This is a genomic window from Shewanella sp. 5_MG-2023, from assembly GCF_030547465.1.
In the GTDB taxonomy this organism is placed as follows: Bacteria; Pseudomonadota; Gammaproteobacteria; order Enterobacterales; family Shewanellaceae; genus Shewanella.
On record NZ_JAUORC010000009.1, the window covers coordinates 22,383 to 48,626 of the forward strand.

25 protein-coding genes and 1 riboswitch are annotated in these 26,244 nt (G+C 42.5%); of the genes, 12 read left to right on the top strand and 13 right to left on the bottom strand.

Annotation, left to right across the window (positions count from 1 at the left end; all coding sequences use genetic code 11):
- Positions 1-68: 68 nt before the first annotated feature.
- From Q4557_RS06730 to Q4557_RS06780, 11 genes are all read left to right on the top strand, one after another.
- On the top strand, positions 69-611 hold the full coding sequence (locus tag Q4557_RS06730; RefSeq protein WP_102531967.1) for a hydrolase: 543 nt from the start codon (positions 69-71) through the stop codon (positions 609-611).
- Positions 612-964: 353 nt separating this feature from the next.
- A complete protein-coding gene (locus tag Q4557_RS06735) occupies positions 965-1,249 on the top strand; it encodes a J domain-containing protein (RefSeq protein ID WP_102531968.1) in 285 nt (94 codons plus the stop codon).
- A 7-nt stretch (positions 1,250-1,256) separates the two neighbouring features.
- Entirely contained in the window at positions 1,257-1,790 is a 534-nt protein-coding gene (locus tag Q4557_RS06740) for a hypothetical protein (RefSeq protein WP_102531969.1), read from the top strand.
- Complete coding sequence (locus Q4557_RS06745) at positions 1,790-2,548, top strand: hypothetical protein (RefSeq protein WP_303411586.1); 759 nt, start codon at positions 1,790-1,792, stop codon at positions 2,546-2,548. Before Q4557_RS06740 ends, Q4557_RS06745 begins: the two co-directional genes overlap by 1 nt.
- Before the next feature lie 12 nt (positions 2,549-2,560).
- Positions 2,561-3,460, top strand: coding sequence for a hypothetical protein (locus Q4557_RS06750; protein WP_102520135.1), 900 nt, complete (start codon positions 2,561-2,563; stop codon positions 3,458-3,460).
- 140 nt (positions 3,461-3,600) lie between these two features.
- Entirely contained in the window at positions 3,601-4,944 is a 1,344-nt protein-coding gene (locus tag Q4557_RS06755; RefSeq protein WP_303411588.1) for an AarF/ABC1/UbiB kinase family protein, read from the top strand.
- 124 nt (positions 4,945-5,068) lie between these two features.
- Positions 5,069-5,452 carry a VOC family protein gene (locus Q4557_RS06760; protein WP_102438649.1) on the top strand — a complete coding sequence of 128 codons (384 nt, stop codon included), beginning with the start codon at positions 5,069-5,071 and terminating at the stop codon, positions 5,450-5,452.
- Between the two features lie 338 nt (positions 5,453-5,790).
- Entirely contained in the window at positions 5,791-6,558 is a 768-nt protein-coding gene (gene bla / locus Q4557_RS06765; RefSeq protein WP_102438651.1) for a subclass B1 metallo-beta-lactamase, read from the top strand.
- 25 nt (positions 6,559-6,583) lie between these two features.
- Positions 6,584-8,347, top strand: coding sequence for a pseudouridine synthase (locus tag Q4557_RS06770; protein WP_303411591.1), 1,764 nt, complete (start codon positions 6,584-6,586; stop codon positions 8,345-8,347).
- Between the two features lie 274 nt (positions 8,348-8,621).
- Entirely contained in the window at positions 8,622-9,041 is a 420-nt protein-coding gene (locus Q4557_RS06775) for a DUF4339 domain-containing protein (RefSeq protein WP_102438656.1), read from the top strand.
- A 73-nt stretch (positions 9,042-9,114) separates the two neighbouring features.
- On the top strand, positions 9,115-10,137 hold the full coding sequence (locus Q4557_RS06780) for a DUF4339 domain-containing protein (RefSeq protein ID WP_102476307.1): 1,023 nt from the start codon (positions 9,115-9,117) through the stop codon (positions 10,135-10,137).
- A 252-nt stretch (positions 10,138-10,389) separates the two neighbouring features.
- Here Q4557_RS06780 and ybaK read toward each other — a convergent pair whose 3' ends face one another.
- From ybaK to Q4557_RS06840, 12 genes are all read right to left on the bottom strand, one after another.
- Positions 10,390-10,860, bottom strand: a complete 471-nt coding sequence (gene ybaK, locus Q4557_RS06785; RefSeq protein ID WP_102520138.1) for a Cys-tRNA(Pro) deacylase — start codon at positions 10,858-10,860, stop codon at positions 10,390-10,392.
- 48 nt (positions 10,861-10,908) lie between these two features.
- Positions 10,909-11,328 (bottom strand): VOC family protein, encoded by a 420-nt coding sequence (locus Q4557_RS06790; RefSeq protein WP_102438662.1) that lies wholly within the window; start codon positions 11,326-11,328, stop codon positions 10,909-10,911.
- Between the two features lies 1 nt (position 11,329).
- Entirely contained in the window at positions 11,330-12,055 is a 726-nt protein-coding gene (locus Q4557_RS06795; protein WP_303411596.1) for a Type 1 glutamine amidotransferase-like domain-containing protein, read from the bottom strand.
- A gap of 63 nt (positions 12,056-12,118) precedes the next feature.
- On the bottom strand, positions 12,119-12,358 hold the full coding sequence (locus tag Q4557_RS06800; protein ID WP_303411598.1) for a hypothetical protein: 240 nt from the start codon (positions 12,356-12,358) through the stop codon (positions 12,119-12,121).
- A 90-nt stretch (positions 12,359-12,448) separates the two neighbouring features.
- Entirely contained in the window at positions 12,449-13,096 is a 648-nt protein-coding gene (gene cobO, locus Q4557_RS06805; protein WP_102520140.1) for a cob(I)yrinic acid a,c-diamide adenosyltransferase, read from the bottom strand.
- Positions 13,093-14,613, bottom strand: a complete 1,521-nt coding sequence (locus Q4557_RS06810) for a cobyric acid synthase (protein WP_303411763.1) — start codon at positions 14,611-14,613, stop codon at positions 13,093-13,095. Before Q4557_RS06810 ends, cobO begins: the two co-directional genes overlap by 4 nt.
- Positions 14,614-14,831: 218 nt before the next feature.
- Complete coding sequence (gene cobU, locus Q4557_RS06815; RefSeq protein WP_303411600.1) at positions 14,832-15,383, bottom strand: bifunctional adenosylcobinamide kinase/adenosylcobinamide-phosphate guanylyltransferase; 552 nt, start codon at positions 15,381-15,383, stop codon at positions 14,832-14,834.
- A 52-nt stretch (positions 15,384-15,435) separates the two neighbouring features.
- Entirely contained in the window at positions 15,436-16,284 is an 849-nt protein-coding gene (locus Q4557_RS06820; RefSeq protein ID WP_303411603.1) for an adenosylcobinamide-GDP ribazoletransferase, read from the bottom strand.
- Positions 16,285-16,384: 100 nt separating this feature from the next.
- Positions 16,385-17,452, bottom strand: a complete 1,068-nt coding sequence (gene cobT, locus Q4557_RS06825; RefSeq protein ID WP_303411605.1) for a nicotinate-nucleotide--dimethylbenzimidazole phosphoribosyltransferase — start codon at positions 17,450-17,452, stop codon at positions 16,385-16,387.
- 24 nt (positions 17,453-17,476) lie between these two features.
- Positions 17,477-18,574 (bottom strand): iron ABC transporter permease, encoded by a 1,098-nt coding sequence (locus Q4557_RS06830; protein WP_241904041.1) that lies wholly within the window; start codon positions 18,572-18,574, stop codon positions 17,477-17,479.
- Between the two features lie 41 nt (positions 18,575-18,615).
- The gene (locus Q4557_RS06835; RefSeq protein WP_102438676.1) at positions 18,616-19,503 is read right to left on the bottom strand and encodes an ABC transporter ATP-binding protein; all 888 of its coding nucleotides are present in this window, start codon (positions 19,501-19,503) and stop codon (positions 18,616-18,618) included.
- A gap of 117 nt (positions 19,504-19,620) precedes the next feature.
- Positions 19,621-19,793, bottom strand: a riboswitch (cobalamin riboswitch).
- Between the two features lie 138 nt (positions 19,794-19,931).
- Positions 19,932-20,633, bottom strand: coding sequence for a histidine phosphatase family protein (locus tag Q4557_RS06840; protein WP_303411608.1), 702 nt, complete (start codon positions 20,631-20,633; stop codon positions 19,932-19,934).
- Between the two features lie 297 nt (positions 20,634-20,930).
- On the opposite strand from Q4557_RS06840, the gene metH reads away from it, so the two are divergent.
- A complete protein-coding gene (gene metH / locus Q4557_RS06845) occupies positions 20,931-24,647 on the top strand; it encodes a methionine synthase (protein WP_303411609.1) in 3,717 nt (1,238 codons plus the stop codon).
- 489 nt (positions 24,648-25,136) lie between these two features.
- On the opposite strand, the gene Q4557_RS06850 is transcribed toward metH, so the two are convergent.
- On the bottom strand, positions 25,137-26,231 hold the full coding sequence (locus Q4557_RS06850) for a hypothetical protein (RefSeq protein ID WP_303411611.1): 1,095 nt from the start codon (positions 26,229-26,231) through the stop codon (positions 25,137-25,139).
- Positions 26,232-26,244: the final 13 nt, after the last annotated feature.

Consider the following 26,244-nt stretch of genomic DNA (forward strand, 5'->3'; position numbering starts at 1 on the left):
GTGAGATGAAGCTTATCTGAAGTTTAGTTTAGCAACTCACTTATTGACCCATAGACAAAGGAGTTTTTATGTTAACTGCGGATCAATCTGCATTAGTGATTGTGGATGTTCAAGGTAAGCTTGCACAGGTAATGCAGCAATCTTCGGCGCTGCATCATCAGCTCGCTATCTTGATCCAAGGGGCACAATTATTTGATATCCCAATTTTATGGCTGGAACAACTGCCCGATAAATTAGGCCCTACCACGGCGCAATTGAGCGAGCATTTGTCTAAAACAACTCAAGTGATTGCTAAATCTCACTTTAGCGCATGGCAGTGTCAGGAATTTCAGCAGCAGTTAACGCGTTTAAACCGCAATCAGATTATTCTCGCTGGTATTGAAACCCATGTTTGTGTCTATCAAACCTGTCAGGATTTGCTGGCTAATCGCTATCATGTGCATTTAGTTGCCGATGCCGTGTCATCGCGCATTGAGGCCAATAAATCCCTCGGAATTGAAATGATGCAAGCTTTAGGTGCTAAACTCACTAACACTGAATCTTGCTTATTTGAACTGCAACACCAAGCTACAGGTGAGCGCTTTAAGTCTTTACTTAAATTGATCAAGTAAACAGGCCATAAAAAATACCATAAAAGTGAGGCCACTCTGCAATAAAGAGCACTTAGTGCTCTTGTTACTGCCATCATAATTTTATTTTAAGCTGTTATTTTATCAAGCAAAAAACGCCTAAATGGCTCTATAACGGCCATAACGCGATATCGCTTAACTGCCGATATCACAGTTACAATCCTCTGTATGACTAATATATTTGTTGAAAATATAACCTGTGTATTTTGTATTAAGCTAAACTTACTGATAGTTTTATGGGAAACACAGTAATTCTGTTATTATTTGCACCCAAATAATCATAATTTAATGGATTAGCACTCGCCTATCCAAGTTCATTCGCCACAGGTAAAAATATGATTAACCACTTCACTGTCCTCGGTGTCAAAGCCAGTGCCAAAGAAGACGAAATAAAAAAAGCTTATAAACGTTTATCAAATAAGTTACATCCCGATAAACTGCTTAACGCGTCAGAAGAAGAAAAACATCAAGCAGCCCTGCAGCTACAAAGGGTTAAAAATGCCTATGATATTTTATCTGACAAAAAATTAAGAACTGCATTTATTAAAGATTTTAATAATGTCATCGTGACCAATCCTACAGCGGCAATGACCGAGCTGTGGGACCAATTTTATTCTTGAGAAACCCATGAGCCAAACACTGAATATCTCACGCATCAATGAGTTAAAAAATAATGCCTATGACAATATCGAATCGTACAACGATCCCGATACCCCTGATGCATTAGCTAAATTTACTAACTCAATGAAAGAGATTTTATTAGCCGATCCGTCGATGCTAGCCGCGGTACCCGAGTATTTACCGGTTGCCTTATTTAACCGTATTCGTTTCTCAGACGAAGCAAAAATCAAATGGGCCGGCTGGATCGATAGCGCGGTAATGCCAAGCTGGGACGAGTTTAAAGTCACCATACAGTTTAATAATGCTGATGTGCCTTTAGTACTTGCCGTGCGCAAATATTCAGAAGAGCTATTAATTGAAAGCTGCGCCGTGGTGTATCTGCTTAATACTCAAGATAACGTAGTTGCACCGACTAAATCTTTTGCTACATCTGAAGGTGGTGATAGTGACGATGGCTATGATCCTTATAACAACGATGACGAGCAAGAAAGCGAAGATGAAGAAGGTTATTACGACCAATATGATGATGAGGAGCGTTAATGAACAATCTTATTGAACTTGCCGCAGAAGAGATTAAAGCACTCGCTGATGTCGAGCCACAACAAGCCAGTAAGCGCTTCGAAATCATTGCTAACACAATGAATGATGAGCAGCTTGTTGATGTCATTGAGCATATGGATATCGTTACCTTAACTCAAATCAACAGTCATCATGATATTTCTTGTCCGTCGATCATGTCTGAGCTGATGACTCCAGAGCAAATCCGCGACATAGTGTGTCAGCAACCTTTGTATTGGGAAGAGCAAATTAAAACCAATGTTGATGAATTAATGCATCATACCTTTGAGTTTTTAACCTACCTTATTCGTATTCAGGGCACTGAAGAAAAACAAGCCGCCATTTTAGAATGTATTGCTGAAGATCCTGCTGGGCTATTTTACTTATCAATTCCCTTTATTGAATTGATTCTGGCGCCATCAGGCGAAACAGACCACAACACCATTTTTGATTCTTACGATGACGAAGATGATGGTGAAACAGTCGGTTATGACACCTGGCAAACCGATGAAGAAGCCCATAGTCTGGCGATGGATGACCCGCGCAGTTTATTAGCCTTAATTCATCAAATTACCCCAGATGTCGCTAAATCGATAAAAAACCTACTGCGTAATGAAAGTTCTGGTTGGGAACAAATCATCGGTAAATTCGTTAATGAGCTGGTGTTACAAGCAAAAGATAAAAACCAAGTGGCTGATGAGTACGCTGAAGTCGATGATATGTTTACTTTTCTTGATTAAGGAAACCAGTTAATGCAGTTAGCATTACGTGATAACAATCAAGGCCCATACTTTAGTCGGGTACTTGAGTATGGCCGCCGTGAAGCACTATTAACCGATGAGCATGTCACCCAAATAAAATCGAAAGCGATTTTAATGAGTCTTAAACTTGCTGATAAGTTTTATAACAAGCACAAAATGCATTTGCTGGAGCAAGCAGCCCATGATGTCATTGGCGTGGTTAGCCTAGGGCTTATTGCACTAACCGGTCACGAACCCGTTGGCTCAATCAACTTGCTGAAAACCCCTGATGGCATAATGAAATGCTTTCAAAAAGGCTGGAGCATGTTGACCACTGTGAGTAAGCATATGCATGGCAGTGAAAAATCACTCTATGGTGATATCAATCCAATACTCATGGAAAAAATCTCGACCCCGCCAGATACAGATGAGTGGCTAGGTTGGCAAGATTATCAAAAAGCGCTTACTGACCACAGAAGTCAAGAAGCCACGAAAGTATTGCTTGAAACCTTTTACGCTAAAACTGAACTCGATCCATTATTTAGTCTTGGGCTTGAAAGCGTGCTGGCTGAAGCCGTGCTTTATCGCATGATGTTTGATGATGCTCGTGTACGTGAAGACATGAAAAAGCGCCTGCGTAAAATTGCGTTAGACGATAAGTGGTTTAGTGTTGAAGTGCTCCAAATTCACACTGACCGAGCGCTGTCACTCTTGCCAGAACCACTCGCAGACACCATTCGCCAAGACTTAGGTAAGCATTTTTACCAAGAGTTATTGCGAACGCTTAAGTTTGCCAAAAAATACCGTGAACTTGCCCTTGGTGATGCCAGTCCTGAAAAGCTTGAGCGTTACGAGCAAAAACATGGCCTACAAAGTGTGTTACTCGGTTGGCAAGACACCTTTGAGTTTTAGTGACACCAAAGACACTAAATAGCGCAATATTAAAGGGTAATAACATTACCCTTTTTTTATGCTTTAAACTTCTGATCTGAATATAAATTTCCAACGTATTATCTAACTCAGTATAACGCGAGCAAGTACCGGAGTTGCCCATGAATAGAGATGTTACTGACAGAAATAGCGCGAGCAGTGTAGCCAAGATCCCCAGTAGTCGTTTATCTCGTTTAGGTAAAATGGGCTCATTAGCATCAAGGGTTGCTGGCAACGTACTGTTTGAAGGCGCCAAACAGCTCAGTAAAGGTCAATCACCTCAGTTGCAACAGTTGGTACTTACTCCCAAGAATATGACTCAAGTGGCTGAAAAGCTCGCTCAACTTCGTGGCGCGGCCATGAAAGTGGGTCAGATGATCTCTATGGATAGTGGTGATTTACTGCCTCCAGAAATCAGTGACATCTTAGCGAAACTCCGCGATGATGCTAAAGCCATGCCCCATAAACAACTGGTTGCGATCCTCAAACAACAATGGGGACAAGATTGGTTAGCTCCTTTTGCCCAATTTGAATTACGCCCTTTTGCAGCCGCCTCTATTGGCCAGGTACATTTAGCCTATCTAGACAGTGGTGAAAAACTAGCAGTTAAAATTCAATATCCCGGTATTAAAGACAGTATCGACAGCGATATTGATAATGTCGCGAGCCTGCTAAAAATGGCGCAGTTAGTGCCCGACCATGTGCAATTTGATAAGTTACTCACTGAAGCTAAAGCACAATTACACCACGAAGCTGATTATCACTACGAAGCTATTTTACTGCAGCAATACTACACTTGGGTCGCTGATACGCCACACTTTGTGGTACCAAGAGTTTATTCGCAGCTTAGCACCGACAGTATTTTAGTGATGCAGTTTATCGAAGGCGTGCCAATAGAATCTGTGCTCAATATGGCGCAAAGCATTCGCGATAAGGTCGCCACCCGGTTACTCAGTCTTTTTTTAGATGAGCTGTTTACCTTTAAGTTGGTACAAACAGATCCCAACTTTGCCAACTTTATGTACCAAGCAGATCCTGACAAAATTGTGCTGTTAGATTTTGGTGCTACCCGCAGCATTTCTGATGATTTATCCAGCGGCTATAACATGTTAATGCAAGGCGCTATGACCAGTGATAGTGCACTCATGACCCAGGCTGCAGCGCAAATTGGTTTTTTTCAAAAACACATTACCCCAGAGCAGCAACAAGTCATTGTCGATATTTTCCATCAAGCCTGTGAGCCATTACGATGTGAAGGGGAATATGATTTTGCCAATAGTAATCTCGCTAAACGCATTACCGACTCAGCCAAGGCCATGAGCACCAAACAAGATGAATGGCACACACCGCCAACCGATGCGATTTTTATCCATCGCAAGTTAGCCGGTATCTACTTACTTGCCTCTCGCATAAAAGCAAAAATTGATGTCAGGCAGCTGTATTTAAGCCATCAAAACAACATCTAGCATTCGCACTTAACGCTGACGTTTATTGCCAAAAGGCTTGTTTAATAATAAAACAGTCCCATATAAGAAAGTGACGTTTATTAAAAAATTTATAAACGCCTTATAATTCAACAAGGAGAGTGACATGTTCAGCCACATCATGATCGGCAGTAACGATATACAAAAATCAAAAGCATTTTACGATGCCACCTTCGCCGTTTTAGGTTACGAACCTGGGGTCATCGATGATAAAGGTCGTTGTTTTTACTTCACTGAAAGCGGTATTTTTGCCATCACTAAACCCATCGATGGCGAACCTGCAACCCACGGCAACGGCACCACTATCGGTTTTAGTGTTAAAGATGCTGCTCAGGGCGATAAATGGCATGAAGTCGGCGCCGCTCATGGCGGCACACCTTGTGAAGAACCGCCTGGAGTACGTTCAAACCCTGCGATGAATTTGTACCTTGCCTATTTACGCGACCCTGATGGCAATAAAATTTGTGTACTGCATCGACTTCCAAAATAATCGCAGTCGTAAATACAAAATAGTAACGACTGAAGTTATTTCTACCGCACGATAAACACTGAAAAATGACTTAAAGTCCAACAATCACATAGCCTTGATACTCGCTATGTGATTGTAAAATTGTCAAAGGCTGACATCAGCAACTCAAATAGCGTCTCTCACTCAAAATAGCTCATAATGCCGCTCAACAAAGGCCCTCATACTGAAGCCTATCAACCTCAAGCGCTACCTGTGTAAAATTAGCCACAATAGTAAGCGGCTACACTATCTTAATAGACTGCACCATCTTAATAGCAATAGGGTAAACTCTAGCCTGTAACCACTTTGACAGAGACTGCATGATGAAATTGGCCATAGCATTATTCCTCGCTTATATTTTACTGTTAGTGCCCAGCACCCACGCTAGCCAAGAACAGTTTAAAAGCGCCACTAATCAGCTTGAACCAACAAAAGGCCAATTATCAGTCAAGCCATTAATCGACAATGTATTTCAGTTTACCTCTTACTTCCAAACTCAAGATTACGGCTTTGTATCAGCTAATGGCTTAGTGGTTATCGATGGCTCAGAGGCCTACTTGATTGATACCCCATGGACAGAAAAAGATACCATTCAACTGGTGCGATGGATTAAGCAACAAGGCTTTACGCTGCGAGCGAGTATTTCAACTCATTCCCATGATGATCGCGCAGCCGGAATTGGCTACTTAAATACCATAGGGGTTGATACTAACGCCTCTGAATTAACCAATTCATACTTAAAAGCCAATAATAAGCCTTTAGCAAAACAGGCTTTTACAGGCGACAAGTTGCAATTAGCCCACAAGCAGATTGAAGTAAAATATCTCGGTGCAGGCCATACAGAAGATAACCTCGTGGTGTGGCTGCCTGAGTCGAAATTACTATTCGGCGGATGCCTAATAAAAAGTCAAGCTAGCAAAACTATGGGCTATATTGCACAAGCGTCACTTTCTGAGTGGCCAAATACCCTAGATAAAGCCAAAAGCCGTTATAATGATGCAATCATTGTGGTACCAGGTCATGGCAACAATGGCGGATTAGAACTACTCAAGCACACCCAAGAGCTGATTAGTAACCATTTAAAGTAATTTATTGAAAAAGAAGCTGTAGAAGATGCCAACTGATAATAACGCAAGCCATTCCACTACAAACCAGCACTGCTTTGTGCCATTTAACACCAATGTAGATGGATATACATTGCCGGAAAAATTTACATTCCCCTTTTATTATCAGCCACACCCATTAGCGATTATCGCCGCCGAGCAGCTACAAGAGCATTTACAACAGCAAACAGATTGGCTGCATAATTTTGGCATTACCGATAAAGAACATGATCAGTCAGCACCAACTGAAGCATTGCTTAGAAGAGAAGCATCAAAACACCTTCCTGCCATAGGTAAAATGTTTGGGGTATTAGTGGTCAAAAATACTCAGGGACAACTGGGTTTTTTAGCTGCTTTTTCAGGTAAATTAGCTGATAAAAACCTATGGCCACAATTCGTGCCGCCAGTATTTGATATGCTCAGTAAAAATAGTTTTTTCAAACAAGAAAATATCGAAATCAATCAACTCAATGCCCAGCTGGTTGAGTTAGAAAACGATCCATTATTACAGCAGTTGACCACTAAACTAGCGTTAACGCAGCAGCAAGCTGAAAATGCCATCGCGGCGCAGCGATCGCAAATGATCGAAAACAGAAAGTATCGCAAAGCTCAGCGAGCTCAAGCGCAAAGTCTCAATGAAACTGACTTTAAAACCTTATCAATTGAAATGAGCAGACAAAGCGTTAATGATAAATATTGCTTAGCAGAGCTTAAAGAGCATTGGGAGCTGCAAACTAAACTGGTTGCTGAGCCATTAGCTGAATTAGAACAAGCTATTAGTGCTATTAAACAACAAAGAAAGCAGCTATCTAATGGGCTACAGCATAAGTTATTTAGCCACTATCAGTTTTTAAATGCCCTAGGTGAGAGTAGTGATCTTAATAAGATTTTTAATGATGCGCCCAATCATTTACCACCTGCTGGAGCTGGTGAGTGCGCCGCGCCTAAACTGCTACAATATGCCTTTAAACATAATTTCACTCCTATCACTATGGCTGAGTTTTGGTGGGGCATGTCGCCCAAATCTGAAATTAAACAGCATAAAAACTATTACCCTGCATGCCATGGAAAATGCCGCCCAATTTTAGGACATATGCTTAAAGGCCTACAGGTTGATGAAAATCCACTACTTAGCAACCCTGCTGAAGGGGTCGAGCTTCCCATCGTTTACCAAGACGATCATATTGTGATCGTGAATAAACCAGCGGAGTTTTTATCTGTGCCTGGTAAAAATATCACCGACTCAGTATATAGCAGAATGAAGCAAGCTTTTCCCCACGCCACTGGGCCACTCATAGTACATCGCCTAGATATGTCGACCTCAGGATTAATGGTTATTGCGCTGTCTAAAGAAGCCAATAAGCATTTAGTGCAGCAATTTATCAGTCGTACTGTCACCAAGCGTTATATCGCTAAGATCGATGGGGTCCCACAGCTTGATCGCGGCGATATTACACTGCCATTAAGAGTAGATTTAGACGATAGACCAAAGCAACTTGTCTGTTATTTACACGGAAAAAATGCACAAACCCATTGGCACAAAGTACAGGAATTAAACAACTCTTGCTTAATTCACTTATTCCCCAAGACAGGCAGAACTCATCAATTAAGAGTCCATTGCGCCCACGCCAAAGGCTTGAACATGCCAATTTTAGGCGATGATTTATATGGAAAAAATGCACAAAGACTGCATTTACATGCTCAATTGCTGTCGATTATTCACCCTAATACAAATCACAGAATAACCTTTGAAGTTAATGCTGACTTCGAATAATCACAATATAAAACAATAGTTTTAAACAACTGAATGAATTAGTGTCAATTTTCTGTCTATTTGGCACTGATAAAAACTCTTAAAAATCCCCATTTCCAAGTGGAAATGTTAATCAATATCAGTTAATGTAATAAGTTCGTACGATATGCGATTTAATTGATAACAACCCAATAAGCTAACGTTTTCTACGTTATAAATTTTAGCCTTCCTACAAGCTGTTGATTAAATTAATAAAACTTTGGCTTACTGCACTATTTAAGGAAAAAAGTGGACTATGAAAGAGTGGTATTTCTCAAATAATGGTGAGATCAGCGGACCATTAAGGCTGGCAGAATCAAATAAGTTTATTGCGTCAAATCCAAATGTTTATGCTTGGCATCCTTCTTATGCGCAGTGGGTTCCTGTAAGTGATATAGAAGAGTTCGATGTTATTGGCTCTCCACCACCTGCACCGGCGGAAATCCCGCAACAACTGATAGAGCATTTCACAGCTAAAGAGCGTGAGCTAAATGCTGCGCTAGGCCGAATAGATAATACGATTCAAACTATCAGTAGTTCAATGGCAGATATTGATCGCGACACCAATCGCTTTAAACAAACCACCAAAGATTTAAACGATAAAGTAGAAGCAACGTTAAAAAGCGTTAATGAGCAATATGCTGCATTACAGAAGACTCTTGCTGGTGTTAACTGATTGAGTAAAGAAACCTTATTACTCTGATTTGCATATAACATTTGTTTATAACTAAAACATTAAGAATACGATTATGAAAAAATGGTTTTTTTCCAAAAATGGCAAAATAACTGGGCCATTTACAGAAGTTGAAGCAAAAGAATTTTTACTCAGTGATGGTAACTGTTATGGATGGCACCCATCATTCACTCAATGGAAACCTGCAAGCAGCATTCCCGAATTTGCCGCCTTTGTTCCAGCAGTGACACCACCAGCTGAAATACCTCAAGCATTAATCGCCGAATTTGCAGCTAAAGATAAAGCATTACAAGCAAAAATACTTAGCATGGAAGAAAGCGTTATTTCTACCAAGGCCTACCTGCTTGAGTTTGAGCAAGAAATTACTAATTATAAAAAATTAACGAATAATCTAAATGATGAAGTTAAAAATAATATTAGTCCTTTTGAAAACAAATATAATTCGCTACAAAACTCATTTGACGAATTAGTTAGTGCGTTATCAATTGCTAAAACTGAAGTTAATGAAGCTGTTACTGAATTTAATCAACGAGTCAACAAACGGCTTGCTGAAAGCGGCACCGATACTAAAGCCGTTACCGCAGCTCCTGTAGCTAAAGATGCTGCAGTAAGTTCGGCAGCTTTATCTGTTGATAATGTCTCTGCAATCAGTGATCAAATTCAAAAAGCACTTGCTGAAAGCATGATGTCAGCAGTAGAGGACGTCAACAACTCAGAACTGACAGCGAAGAAATCGTTAGATCCTGTTGCCGTAGCACCTAAAAAAGCTAAAGCAAAAATTGATAAAATAGAATTCTCTGAAGACATCGCTGAAGATACTCAATCTGAAGCTGAAGAAAAAGCGGCTGGTCTATCTGGCGTGAGTAATATCTTCAAATCTGTCTTCAAGGGGGATCCTAAGACACCGCCAAAAAAGTCAGAAACGCCGGATGATGCAGATCAGCTGGTGAAATCAACGAATGCTAACAGCAATGATAAGAAAGCTACTGATAAAAAAGAAGAAGTTGTAGAAACTGAAGATGAAAAAGAAGCCAGAATGAGACGTCGTAGAAGACGTACACATTACATTGCTTCTTAACATTTACAGCTACTGAGGTAATGATACTTAACTGCTGATAGTTGCACCGAATTGAATATCAAAACGGCCTATTTATTAAATAGGCCGTTTTTTATTGAATCGAGTTCGTTGGAATAGTCTTAACAGAGGTGACTCACTGCAGTATTCAGCGACTCAACTTTCCGAGTTGAACATTTGCAATGATTACCACTGTAATCGAATACAAAAATGTCCGCTCACTGCTGCAATCACCTTGTAAATGTCGCTTGGATATTACTCACTGCATATGTTGGCAAAGGTTGCTTGAGTTAACGTTTGCAAATCTGCTGGCGCCAATGAGATTTCTAAGCCCCTGCGACCCGCGCTCACGTACATGGTATTAAGCTCCTTGGCAGAGCTATTTATCACGGTTTTTAAACGCCGTTTTTGTCCTAATGGGCTCACTCCACCAAATACATAACCGGTGGTTTTTTCCGCTAGCCCTTTATCCGCCATGACCGCTTTTTTACCACCAAGAGCTTTAGCAAGTAATTTAAGGCTCAACATTGATGTCATGGGCACAACCGCAACGGCCAATTCCTTGCTGTCTATTGTAACCACTAAAGTCTTAAACACTTGGCTCGCTGACACGCCAAGTTTTTCTACCGCTTCATCACCATAGGACTGGGCATTACTATCATGCTCATATTCATAGATAGTGTGAGGAGTTTTATGTTTTTTGAGGGTGTTAATCGCTGGGGTCATAGTGTCTGTAATAAATCCGTAAATAAGACCACCTAATGCTGTGATCTTTTAGCTGTTAGTATCTGTGATTTGTTGATATTCAAAACTGGTAATTTCAAAAGGATTGCCATCGGGATCTGCAAAGTAAATTGACCAGGTAATTTCATGATCGCTTTCAGTATATTTTATCTTATTCTCAGCAAGTTTTTGTTTCCACATCTGGTAATTATTAGCATCCACCCCAAAAGCGACTGTGGTAAATTTAGGCTTAATACTTTCAAAAAGCGCTAAATGAATATCACCATGCTCGATAGTTAGCGGGCCGTCGCCTTGACTCCAAAAGGCTAACGCTTCGACCAGCCTAAAACCCAGCACTTGTTGATACCAAGCGAATGCCTTTGCCCTATCCCTGACATAAATATGAATATGGTCAACCCGAGTCAGTTTAGGGCCAGTTTGACTGAGTTTTGGCTCATTAGAAACAGACATATTAACTCCGATTAATCCACGTTGGTGCACCAAACTCAGTCAATTGCTTATCGACTAGCACAATTGCATCATCATCTGAACAACACAGCAATGGTTGCTGTTTAGCTAATGGCAGCGACTTAAACAGTGATTGCGTTTGTGCGTCATTAATCTCTGTGGCCGATAGGTGCGGCACAAATAAAAATGGCACTAAGGCTAAAGCGCTGGTATCAATTAATCCCACTTGATTACTATCACCACATAAAGGCGCTGTATCAATTGATGGCGTCATTATCATCGCCCCAGCACTGATCCCAATAATCGCAGTACTAGTTCCTGCACTGTGTTTTACAGGACGATCAATTCTAAGGCGATCAATTTCCGGGCTATCTTGACTTATATCACCCAGTGCCAGTTGATAGAGTAACTTATCTAGCCCACGCTGCTTTAACCAGTATAGGAAACGATAAGTATCGCCACCGGATAAATATATTAGCCCTGCTTGGCGTAAAATACGTTCCGACTCGGTGGTATAGCCATCTTCAAGATCAATATAGTTAACCTTGTCAAAGCCAAGGCCCTTAAACATGGCAGCTACTGGCGCAAAATAGCTTCGCTGAGCATCTGGCTCAGATGCTATATAAACTACGCCAGCTTGCTTTTCAGCAATCGACAATGTCGCCACCATAGCTGCTATCGCTTGCTGGGATGCTATTGATGTTGCATCACTTAATAATGCTAATTTCATTGATCTTGTAAGTCCGTTTACTGTTTTGCATTTATGTCACATTTTGCCGAATAGCTAGACTGCTTAGTCGTCTGCTAAAGCATCAAACTGCTGTCTTTTCTCGTCCATAAACTGCTGCATCGCTGCAGGATCTTGCATCAAATGCGCCATTTGCGACATCACTAACATGTGTGGGGCATCTTGCTGCTGAAACATCGCCATAGCGTGCATTTTACTTTGCGCGACCATTTGCTCGAATGTCTCTGCGCGAAATACTTCATCACAAGCGCCACCAAGCTGTTTACAGGTCATTTTTTTCATCATTATCTCTCTTTTTAATTTATTAAATTTCTATTGTATTGAGCACTTAGGCTTACATAATGTTACCAAGGGATCAGTAACAAATAAATTTGATTAATAATCAAACCCTAGCTGCGCTTTAATGCCATCATTAAAAGCGTGTTTTATCGGTTGAACTTCGGACACTGTATCGGCAAGTTCAATGATTTCACGATGGCAGGCACGGCCGGTAATGATCACATGTTGCATGGCTGGGCGATTTTTTAACGCATTCAGTACCCGCTCAACCTCTATGTAGTGATAGCTCACCATATAAGTTAACTCATCTAATAGCACTAAATTAACTGACTCATCTTGTAAGAGTTTTTCAGCTTCAAGCCAGGCTTCCATCGCCGCTTGAGTGTCTTTTTCTTTATCTTGGGTTTCCCAGGTAAAGCCTGTGCCCATAACATGAAACTCAACCCCTGCGCCTTCTAACAGATTGCGCTCGCCACAGGCCCAAGTGCCTTTGATAAATTGCACTACTGCGGCTTTGTGTCCATGGCCGACGGCGCGAGCAACAGAGCCAAAACCTGAAGTCGATTTACCTTTACCGTTGCCCGTCAGTACCAGCAAAATGCCTTTTTCATCTTGGGCGGCAGCAATTTTAGCATCGACACCTTGTTTTACTTTTTGCTGACGCGCTTTATGGCGATCGGCTTTAGTGGCATCGATATTACTAGTTTGGCTCTGGTTTTCGTTCTGGTTTTCGTTATCACTCATGAGAGACTTCCTGTTAATTTATCCATATCTAAATGCGCTTCAAGCACATCTGCTAATCTTTCTAATTGTTGTTCGCGTATTTGGTTTATATCAATGCTTTTGGCTTGAGCAAGCCCTGCCCACTGCAATATAAGCTCACAGGCATCTGGGCTATCAAATAAACCATGAACATAGGTTGCCAAAATTTGGTTATCATCACTGAGTAGGCCTTCTGCGTACTGCGTATCAGTCTGCTGTGATGTGAGCCTGATAGGCGCTGGCAAATCTGCAGAAGTTAGCTTTTGAGTCACGCCGCAGTGAATTTCATAACCTTCAATGCTTGCTTTAGCTTCATTAAGCGCTAAGTGACCACTTACTTTACATAGGGTTTTATCTGCCGTCAGTGTGGTTTCAATCGGCAGTAGACCTAAACCTTTACTGCTACCAGCCACATCTTCAATGGCATCGGGGTCATGAATATATTGGCCTAACATTTGATAACCACCACAAATGCCTATGACTTTACCGCCATAACGTAAGTGCTTATTAACCTCAAGATCCCAGCCTTGTTGACGCATAAATTCTAAATCTGCTCTGACATTTTTACTGCCTGGTAATATGATTAAATCCACTTTGGGGAAATCTGGATTACTGGATTGGGTTTGCAGGCTAAGATAATGAAACTCAATGTAAGGGTTCAAGCGTAAAGGGTCAAAGTCGGTATGATTACTGATCCTTGGAAAAACTAACACCAGCACTTTGAGCTTATGATTGATAATGGCTAAGTCCTTTTCCGAACCTATGACTTTCCCATGGGAGTCAATCAGCGCATCTTCAGCATCTAAATGTAAATCATGTAAGTAAGGCAAGACCCCAAACACCGGTTTTTGGGTGTAGTTTTCCAGCCAGTCGATGCCAGGTTGTAATAGGCTAATATCGCCACGAAAGCGATTAATCACAAAGCCTTTAACTCTTTGTTGCTCTGATTCACTGAGCAGTGCCAAGGTGCCCACAAGGTGGGCAAATACGCCGCCTTTATCAATATCAGCAATAATAATGACAGGGCAATCGACCGCTTCAGCAAAGCCCATATTGGCGATATCCCCTTCGCGCAAATTGATTTCTGCAGGGCTACCTGCACCTTCAACTACCACCAGCTGATATTGCTGGGTCAAGCGCTCAAAAGACTGTAATACCGCATCCATAGCGAGGGTTTTATAGTGACGACTTTCAGGGCCAAAAAAGGCTTTCGCCTCTAATGTGGTCAAGGCTTTACCGTGGATAATCACTTGAGAGCCAGTATCACTGCTTGGCTTTAATAATACTGGGTTAAAATCCGTATGCAGCTCAAGCTTACACGCCACGGCTTGCAATGCTTGGGCACGGCCAATTTCGCCACCATCTGCGGTAACTGCGCTATTCAATGCCATATTTTGCGGTTTAAATGGCGCGACCTTAATACCTTGACGAGCAAACACCCGGCATAGACCCGCAACTAGGGTGCTTTTACCCGCATCTGACGTGGTGCCTTGCACCATTAAGGTTTTAGCCGCTCCGGCTTGATAGTTATGGGCAGATTTGGCCGTATTGTTAGCGCTAGTCTTAGTTATAGTTTTAGTTTGAGTCATGGTTGATTTTTATCTGTCATTTAAGCAGTTACAGCTATGCAGTGATATTAGAGAAAATGAATAACGTATTGGCATTTTTATCAATGCATATCCGATCTTTGTTGTGAGGAATTAGCCTAAACACCCGCTTAGCGTTTAAGTTCAACGGGCAAACCTGCAACCACTAAGGTGACCTTGTCAGCAATTTTGGCAACGTCTTGGTTTAACCAACCGGCTTCATCGGCAAAACGGCGGCTTAATTCCCCAAGTGGCACAATGCCCGAGCCAACTTCATTACTGACCAATATCACCTGCGCTTCAAGGGTGGGTAAACATGCCAATAACGCCTGCTTTTGCTGTTGCCATAAATCATCAACACCATCACGGTGAGTCTCTTCACTGGCCACTAAATGATTGGTTAAATACAGCGTCAGGCAATCGACAAACAGTACCGTATTCGGGGAGTCATATTTTACTAAGGTATGAGCGACAGCCAACGGTGTTTCAATCAACTCCCAATCAATATTTGAATCGTCTCTATCTTGTTTGTGACGTAAAATTCGCTGCTCCATCTCATCATCAAGTGCGGTTGCTGTGGCGATATAGACGCAACGATGCCCTTGCAAAGCAAAAGGCTCAGCAAGGGATTCACCATAACGGCTTTTACCTGATCGGGCACCACCAAGAACCAGATGGATCATGCAGTTTTTCCTTTATTAACATTCATCTAAGCTAAAAAAACTCTTCAAAAACTTAATTTAAACCTATAACTAAAATAGCGCCATAACAAACCAGTTCAGCAATCTGTTGTGCGGCCCCTAAAGTGTCACCGGTATAGCCGCCAATTTGACGATTTCCGCCCCATATCAAGACTTGTCGTAATAACACTAATAGCAATAACAACCCAAAGGCGATTACACCGTTTAAGCAGGCCAGTACCACAAAGCCACTTAAGCATAGGATCAATAGGTCATTGATGTGCTGATGCTGCGCCAGAGGTTTTGATTTGCTGCCATCATCTTCAGTAACATATTGGCCTGAAAAGATAATGCTCCCTGCAAGTACACGGCTTAAACCATGGGCTACAACAATCGCTATGACCGCATTAATCGGGCTATAAAGGGCAATTTCGACTAACAATTGCCACTTTAATAATAGGCAAAGTACCAAGGCTAAGGTGCCATAAGTGCCTATTCTTGAATCTTTCATAATGCGCAGTTTGTCAGCTACTTTCCAGCCACCACCAAAGCCATCAGCGGTATCAGCAAGGCCGTCCTCATGAAAGCCTCCAGTAATTAATACGCCAGTGATCATCGCCAAGATCACTGCTACGCCATTAGGCAAAACAAACTGACTAGCCCAAAATACCGCTGCGCTTAAGCTGCCAACTAATAGCCCAATTACGCCAAAATAGCGACTAGCTTGATTGAGCTTTTCACTGTCAAACTCAACCCAAGCAGGCACAGGAATTCGAGTAAAAAAGCTTAACGCAATAAGCAATAAATTCAGTTGTTTTTTTAGTGTACTTCCACTTTTAGGCGCTTGATAATCAGTTTCATCAGACTGATTTTTTGCCCCCTCCGATGACGACTGTTGCTCCATGACGTTTCCTTTAATTGGCTATTACAGCTAATTGCCTATCACAGCGTTAATATTTTCTGCTCGATTTACTTCTCGATTTACTTCTCGATTAACAACGCAATTACACCACTGACTTTACGCCGGCATTTTCAAAACTAGCCATATCATTGTAGAAGTTCACCGCCGCTTCAATGATTGGCAGTGATAGCGCAGCGCCTGTACCTTCACCTAGTCTAAACCCTAATTGCAATAGTGGTTTAGCATCCATTGCGGCTAGCATTTTAATATGGCCTTGCTCATCTGATTGGTGAGCAAAAATTAAGTAATCTTTTACATCAGGGTGTAATTTAACTGCGGCTAATGCCGCTGCGGTTGCAATAAAGCCATCAATAACCACCAGCATCTTTTTCTCAGCGGCCGCTAAAATAGCGCCTGTCATTTGCACAATTTCAAAGCCGCCAACACAGGCAAGTACATTAACCGGATCGGTAAATTTACTTCTATGCAGGTTAAGCGCTACCCCCAATAACTCGGTTTTAAGGGCAAAGGCACTATCATCAATCCCCGTACCTCGGCCGACACACTCTTTAATATCTAAGCCTAATAATGCGGCCATAATCGCCGCAGCTGACGAGGTATTGCCAATGCCCATTTCACCAAGCGCAATCAGGTTACAACCTGAATCATAGTGACGTTGCACCACTTCACTTGCATAGCTAAAGCCATCTTTAACCGCTAATAAACTCATGGCCGCTTTTTGATGAATTGCTTGAGTGCCATTGCCTAAACGATGCTGAGTAATACGAGGGTCATCAACTGGCTGCAACATGCCGCAATCAATCACTTCAAGGTTTAAACCCATTTGACGGCAAAAGACATTAATCGCAGCGCCGCCATTGGCAAAGTTAGCCACCATTTGTTGAGTAACTTCACTGGGGGCAATCGATACCCCATGAGCAGAAATACCATGATCGCCAGCAAACACCAACATAGCAGGCTTATTAATACTCAACTTATGCCTAATATTGTACTTTGGTTTCATATTAGCTTGTGGCGACAGTTGCACTTGTGCAATCTGCATTGCTAGCGTTTCGAGTAACCCTAGCGCCCCTAGCGGCTTAGTTTTCTGATTAATTTTATGCTGTATTTGATCATCAAATTTATGACTAACTGGATCTACCGCAAACATCCCTTACTCTCCAAAACTGCAATCTCATCGACGATGACGTAATACAAAAAGAAAAAATACACTACCAATTGCGGCAGTGATAATACCTACCGGCAACTCTTGGTTGCCTAATAAACAACGGGCTAATACATCAATCCATACCATAAATATGCCGCCGACTAATGCCGTCATCATAATAGGTTGTTGCCCAGGATAGAGCAGCCGCACGGTATGAGGGATCATCAAGCCAACAAAGCCAATGCCGCCGCAACTTGCCACCAGCGTGGCGGTAATTAATGAACACAAAATAAGCATTGCTAAGCGAATTTTGGCGACGTTAACCCCTAAGGAGTGCGCCGTTTCATCCCCCGCTTGAATGGCTAATACCTGACGCTTAAAAGCTAAAATAATTAATATGCTGCAAACTACCACCACAGATGGGATAACCAGGCCTGCCCAGCTAGCTTTAGCAAAGCTGCCCAAACTCCAAAATAATACTGAAGCCGCCGCTTGAGGGCTTGAAAAATACAGTACCAAACTGGTTAGCGCGCCGAACATGAAAGAGGTGGCCACCCCAGACAATAGCATCCGCTCAACTTGGCTAGCACGACCAAAACCAGATAAACCTAATACCAACAGCACAGATAAACTCGAACCAATAAAAGCGCCAATTGGTAAACTAATGGATGACCAAGACCACCAGGCATCATTACTGAATAAGCCTGAACGTAAAATGGCATTGGCAAGATGACCAGAAGACTCTGCTAACCATTGCAGCACTAAGCCTTGGCTGCCAAAAAAGCTCAGCACTAATACCGCCCCAAATGACGCCCCAGAGCTAATACCAAATAAATAGGGATCCGCCAACGGGTTACGTGTCACCGTTTGCAATACACTGCCCGCAAGCGCCAAACCTGCGCCTGCCACAAAGGCTAAAATAATTCTTGGAAAACGCAGCTCAAACACAATCCGCTGCGTTAGTGAATCTGTTTCACCTGTACCTAATGCCAGATTAGCAAACAAGCTAACGACTTGTTCAAAACTGATATTGGCTGCGCCGAAACTTGCCGCGGCGATTGGAGTAACTAAGGTCACTATGGCAGTAACAAACAGCAGTAGCTTATGCTTAAAACTTAAACTCATCTGCTTTGCTAGCTTCACTGATTGTGTGGCATCAATGGCTGTCATTTATCGCCCTGCCCGTGGTTTGATTGGCCATGTTTTTGTTCAGAGCTTGGATATGCGTTTTGCTGCGAGCTTTGACAAGTGTTTTGATTAGCATTGTCATAATGACTTTGATAACCATAAAAATAAGTAATTAACGGTTTACCGTGCTGTGGGTGACTTGATATTTGGCAGCAAACATCAAACACGTTCCCCAAAATGGTTTCTGTTAATACTTCATCAGGTAAACCTTGAGCGATGCACTTTCCTTGATCAAGTAACAGCAATCTATCGCACATTGCGCTGGCTAAATTAAGATCGTGAATAGAGGCAATCACGCTAATGCCAAGTTGCCTAACCAACTCAAGAATTTGGATTTGATAGCGAATATCTAAATGATTAGTCGGCTCATCAAGGATCAATAACTGCGGCTTTTGCACGATAGCCCGTGCAATTAATGCCCGCTGTTTTTCACCGCCAGATAACTGCTCATATTGCTGCAAGGCTTTGTGCTCAAGACCCACTTTAGCCAGCGCCTTGGCAATATCATCTGCATCTGCTTGGGTATTGGTTTCAAAAAGGCCTTTATGGGGCGTTAAGCCCATAGAAACCAGTTGATGGGTGGTCATATCAAAATAATGGGGTGACTCTTGCTGCACAACGGCAACCTTAGTGGCCAATTGTTTATGAGAAAAACCATTAATATTGTCGCCAAATAAGCTGATTTTGCCAGCATCAGGGGTGATATAGCGATACAAGCAGCGCAGTAAGCTGGATTTACCCGCACCATTAGGGCCAATAAGCCCTAGCATTTCACCACGTTGCAAGGCAAAACTGACTTGAGAAAGGATCTCATTGTCTGCAACTGACCAGCTTAGCTGATCAACTGTTAATGCCGCAGTAGTCAAGATACTACCCCTGCGGTTATCCAAGAGGCATGTTTAGCCACATCTGGGGTTTTAATACTGATCACGATACAAACTCCGCCTGAGTTACCCGCTCAAGTTGTTGTTAGGTGCTGCTAATTCAGCAAGAAAAACTAAGCTAGGTATCTGACTTAATGGCATTCATTAATCACTTATCTTACAAGTGATGAGATGCTATTTTACAGTTGCGGGTACAGTTCGAGCTAAACAGCATTTAGGCTAGTTCTCGATTCCCTACTCATTTAGCGAACCGCTTGATACTGGTGTTGCTTAAAGCATTTCACACAAGCACTCAACTGCAGCTAAATTGACTTAATTTGAAATTTTATTGCACTTAATAAATGCGGCTTATATTGTACGGTATATCTGCCTAAGTGAAGTTAGTTTTTTCTGCTAATTTTAGGCTAAAACTAATTATTCCAGTTTAAACGATAGACGGGTTTAGTCGATTTATCATCAGCTTCAGGCCAAAACACATCAATGGTTACCGTCGCGGCATAATCTATATTCAGTTGTCCATATAGCCCTTTACAGCGCTCAAGCCCTAACACCAAAGCGATAATATGACGGATAACTCCACCGTGAGTCACTACCAGAGCAGTGGCTGATGCTGTTGCCTTAGCACTATTAGCCTCAGCAGTATGAGCTTCAGCCAAGTTGTAAGCTTGCAAGGTTATTTGCGCAAAAGCCTGCGCCACCCTTTGTTCAAATTCAGCCATGGGCTCAGCTTGGGGCGCGCCATGCTCCCAAGGGTTATCCCAATAGGCATCTAACGCTTTAGCGCTATGCTGATAAAGCTCTGCAAAGCTTTTTCCGTCCCACAAGCCAAAATCAATTTCCTGTAATTGAGACATTATCTCAACCTGTAAAGCTAAATCAGCACTCACTTGGTTTAACTGCTGCGCTAATTCAGCGGCAAACGCATGGCAGCGCACCAAAGGCGAACTGTATAGCTGCAGTGATGGCAAACAACCTAATAGCCCTAGCTTAGCCGCACTCTGGTGCATGTTCGTTAGCCCCAAATCAGTTAGCGCCACATCGGTTTTACCCCGCAAAATACTGCCGCCCTCACATTGGCCATGGCGTAACAATATTATCTTAGCTTGCTTCATCTAAGGAGACTCCATCGGCCGTTTCAATTGGCTTATGTTTTTAGTGTGAGCAATGGGCTTGCTCTTACAATCTATTTAAACGTATTATGGACGTCTATACGTTTAAATGTCCAAACAAAATATTTTAAGATGAATTTTATTACAGGGGATTTCGCATTATTCTGCCCTATAAAAGCATAAATAAAGGTATGCTTATTTCATCTAAAACCGTTAACACAATCCACTAACTACTTAAGTTAGCGTGTTATTTAACGCTCGATTAAGTGATTAGCATAAAAGCAATTAAGGTAATACGTTATGGCGAAGTCGACTTCCTACAGTCAGGTACTTGAACAACTTACAAATACGCTAAAACAGCGCATAGTTATCCTCGATGGTGCCATGGGCACAATGATTCAAGACTACAAACTGGAAGAAGCCGACTATCGTGGTGAGCGTTTTAAAGACTGGCACTGTGACGTAAAAGGCAACAACGACATGTTGGTGCTAAGCCAACGCCAAATCATTAAAGATATCCACACTAAATACCTGTTAGCGGGTGCTGACATTATTGAAACCAATACCTTTAATGCCACCACGATTGCTATGGCCGATTACGACATGCAGTCGTTGTCAGCAGAAATTAACCTTGAAGGCGCCAAAGTTGCCCGTGAAGCCGCTGATGACGTTACTGCGCAAACGGGTATTAAACGCTATGTTGCAGGGGTGCTTGGGCCAACCAACCGCACTTGCTCTATCAGCCCAGATGTAAACGACCCCAGTTTTCGTAATATCACTTTTGATCAATTAGTCGAAGCCTATGTTGAATCAACCCGTGCATTAATTGATGGCGGCGCAGATATCATCATGGTCGAAACCATCTTTGATACCCTCAACGCCAAAGCCGCATTATTTGCCATCGAATTAGTGTTTGATCAAATTGGTGATCGGCTACCTGTAATGATTTCAGGCACCATTACTGATGCTTCAGGTCGTACCCTAACAGGGCAAACCACCGAAGGCTTTTACAACTCACTGCGCCATATCAAACCATTATCCATTGGCCTTAACTGCGCCCTTGGCCCAAAAGAGTTGCGTCCCTACGTTGAAGAGTTATCACGGATTGCAGAATGTTATGTTTCTGCCCACCCTAACGCTGGCTTACCTAATGAGTTTGGTGGTTACGATGAAACCCCAGAAGAAATGGCCGAAGTGATCAGTGATTGGGCACGGGAAGGCATGCTCAATATTGTGGGTGGCTGTTGTGGTAGTACACCCGCGCACATTAGCGTTATTCGCGATGCCGTTATCAGCCATGAGCCACGTGTCATACCTGATATTCCCGTTGCCTGTCGCTTATCAGGGCTTGAGCCATTAACCATTGATGGCAACTCATTATTTGTTAACGTCGGCGAGCGTGCCAACGTTACAGGTTCAGCCAAGTTCCTGCGCTTAATCAAAGAAGAAAAGTTTGAAGAGGCCCTAGATGTCGTGCGTGAGCAAGTTGAAAACGGCGCACAAATCATCGATGTCAACATGGATGAAGGTATGCTTGATGGCGTCGAGTCGATGAAAAAGTTCTTGAACTTAATCGCCTCAGAGCCTGATATTTCTCGGGTGCCTATCATGATCGACTCATCAAAATGGGACGTGATTGAAGCTGGCCTTAAATGCGTTCAAGGCAAGTCGATTGTTAACTCCATTTCGATGAAAGAAGGTGAACAAGCCTTTATTCAGCAAGCCACCTTAGTGAAACGCTATGGCGCAGCCGCTATTGTGATGGCATTTGATGAAGATGGCCAAGCCGATACCCGCGCCCGTAAAACCGAAATCTGTACCCGCGCCTATCGCATACTGGTTGATGTGGTTGGCTTTGCCCCAGAAGACATCATTTTCGACCCGAATATATTTGCCATTGCCACCGGCATTGACGAGCACGATAACTACGCCGTCGATTTTATTGAGTCCATTAAAGACATTAAAGCCACTCTACCCCATGCAATGATTTCTGGCGGTGTGTCAAACGTCTCGTTCTCGTTTCGTGGTAACAACCCAGTCCGCGAAGCCATTCATGCGGTGTTTTTATACCACGCGATTCAAGCGGGCATGGACATGGGTATCGTTAACGCAGGTCAGTTAGCCATATTTGATGACATCGACAAAGACTTAAAAGAAAAAGTCGAAAATGTGGTACTGAATTTACCTTGCCCCGTTGCCGACTCAAGCAATACTGAGCAACTACTAGATGTTGCTGAGCGTTTTCGTGGTGACGGCAAACAAGTGGCTAAAAAGGAAGACTTAGCTTGGCGTAGTCTGCCCGTTAATGAGCGCTTATCCCACGCCTTAGTGAAAGGCATTACTGAGTTTATCGACCAAGACACCGAAGAAGCGCGCGCCGCTGCCACCCGCCCACTTGATGTGATTGAAGGGCCATTAATGGATGGGATGAATGTGGTCGGTGACTTATTTGGCTCAGGCAAAATGTTTCTGCCGCAAGTCGTTAAATCGGCTAGGGTAATGAAAAAAGCCGTGGCTTATTTAAACCCATACATTGAAGCGGAAAAAGTTGAAGGTCAATCAAACGGTAAAATTTTAATGGTTACCGTAAAAGGTGACGTGCACGATATCGGTAAAAACATTGTCGGCGTGGTGCTAGCCTGTAACGGCTTTGAAGTGTTCGACCTAGGCGTCATGGTGTCAGTTGAAAAAATCCTCGAAGCCGTAAAAGAGCACAATATTGATATTATTGGTATGTCAGGGCTTATTACCCCAAGCCTTGATGAAATGGTACATAACGTCAAAACCTTCCACCGAGAAGGGTTAACCATTCCGGCGATTATTGGTGGTGCAACCTGCTCGAAAATTCATACCGCAGTAAAAATTGCCCCACATTATCCACATGGTGCAATTTACATTGCCGATGCCTCGCGCGCAGTGCCTATGGTGTCAAAACTGGTAAATAACGACACTCGCCAGCCCACCATTGATGCAACCTATGCTGAATACGACATCATGCGTGAAAAGCGGTTATCACAAACCAAACGCAAAACCATAGTGTCAATTGACGCTGCCCGTGAAAACCGCTGTAAACACGATTGGGATAACTACACCCCATTTAAACCGAACAAATTGGGCCGCCAAGTATTTGATGATTACCCACTAGAAGATCTAGTGGATCGCATCGATTGGACGCCGTTTTTCAGAAGCTGGGAGCTGCATGGTCACTTCCCTGAAATTTTAGATGACAAAATTGTCGGTGAAGAAGCCCGTAAGCTCTATGCCGATGGTAAAGCCATGCTTGCAACCATCATCAGTGAAAAATGGCTTACTGCCAAAGCGGTCATTGGCTTATTCCCTGCCAATACCGTTAACCATGACGACATTGAGCTATACACAGATGAAACACGCACCACGGTTGAAATGACCACCCATCACTTGCGGATGCAGCTTGAACGTGTGGGCAATGACAACTTCTGTTTATCTGATTTTGTCGCGCCAAAAGACTCAGGCGTCGCCGACTACATGGGCGGCTTTGCTGTCACCGCAGGCCACGGCATTGATGAACATGTGGCACGTTTTGAAGCCAACCATGATGACTACAACGCCATTATGCTTAAGTGCCTAGCCGACCGTTTAGCTGAAGCCTTTGCAGAGCGTATGCATGAACGGGTACGAAAAGAGTTTTGGGGTTACGCTGCAGATGAAGTATTGGATAACGAAGCCCTTATTCGTGAAAAATACAAAGGTATTCGCCCAGCACCTGGTTACCCAGCCTGTCCTGATCATACTGAAAAAGGCTTGTTATGGGATTTACTAAAACCCGATGAAACTATCGACCTTAATATCACTGAAAGTTATGCCATGTTCCCAACCGCTGCGGTATCAGGTTGGTACTTTGCCCATCCTAAATCACGTTACTTTGGCGTGACCAATATTGGTAAAGATCAAGTTGAGGATTATGCTGAACGTAAGGGAATGAGCTTGGCAGAAGCAGAGAAGTGGTTATCACCAGTGTTGGACTATGACCCTGAATAGAGAGTGATGTTGAGTAATCACTGGTTACTCTTTATTAGGATTCCAAACTTCGTTTGGATGTAGATCGCAGGGTTCCATCCTGCACTGGCCAAGATGGGGATCAACAGCAATCCCCCTCTTGAATCACCCCTGCCGCCCCAACCAAGTTGTGCTTTCAAAGCGAATAAGCCTCATACTCCAATCCTCATGTTAAAAATAAGACCTAACGGCTCAGATGGGTATCTGAAGTAAATGGATGTACTCATGTCGCAGTAGCATGGATGCTAAAGCGCGACCATGTCCCCCTGAGCCTTAGCCATCATCTGATAGGCAGGATGCCTGAATGTCTTGAAGTGCATGGATGCACGAGAAAGACCATGATGGCTATACGGTATTTTTATCTACGTATTTCAGCAACTTGGAATGGGGGTAGTTGGAGACTGCGGCGGTGTTTGGATTAGTTTATTCTGACCCACCATTAACTATGGGTGTCTATGTACTTACATCTCGTTACACAACGAACGGCTTATAGAAACTATCATGGTCGGAATCGTCAACACTTTCACCCCACTTATCTTTCAATGCCTTATTGAGCGATCTCTGCGTTAGATTGTAATCAGCATGATTCTTAAATGTGCATTTTTTAAGTAATGAAAAGTCAAACAGAGGAGTTAAGTCAAAGTCTTCAACCAAGGTATTGCCAAAGCCAAACCATTGTAGTTGTTGCATATGCCTAAATGCTGATAAGCTTCTAATTGGCCTACACTTAATCAGTTCAAGTGAAAAGATAGCATGACAGTTTTGGAGTGCGTTGTAAGACTCTATTGCTTTGGTACTGATGAATTCAAGACATCGAAGTTCTTTAGCGTCTAGCAATGCATTAATACAGGTTAATTTAGGGGATCTATCAATCATCAGCCACTGTAAATTTTGACACTGTAACCCATTAAGCGTCGTTAACTTTAGAGCATCGACTAGTCTTACTTTTTCAAGCTTTGATAGATTAGATAGCAGACTAAAGTCCACTTCTGACCAATTATTGATTCTTAACTGCTTCAAACTATATAGCTGACTGATTGAACTTTTAAAGCAGTTACCTTGAAACTGTAAAACCTCCAGCTTTTTAAAACAGCTAATGTCGAAATCAAGGTTTTTGTCACCACTTACTCTTAACACCTTCAAATTTTTAAGGGCAGCAAGAGACTTCCAGTCAACATTCTGCGCTGAAACCCTCAATTTTTGAATGCTATCGCTAAAGGAATGAATAAAACTCAGCGAGCCAAAATCACCAACATCTAATGTTAATGCTGTTATATTTCTATCTTTAATATCTGCCAGCAGCGCTTCAGTGACTGAGCCTTTTATATATAGATTAACTCCTTCTTTGTTATGATTATCTACATATAAGTCATGGACATTGGGAATTCTTGTTTTCATATTCATCACTTTCAAAAGTCTAATGTACTTTCTTACACTATCAAGTTGCGCACCGCTTGGCACGGTATTGAAGAAGAACCTCAGCTGATCTGAAACATTAGCATCTTCTGCAGTTACTTGGTATTGATATTGATTATTAACACTTGCCGTTGTTATCAACTTTTTCAAATAAGTGGGGTCA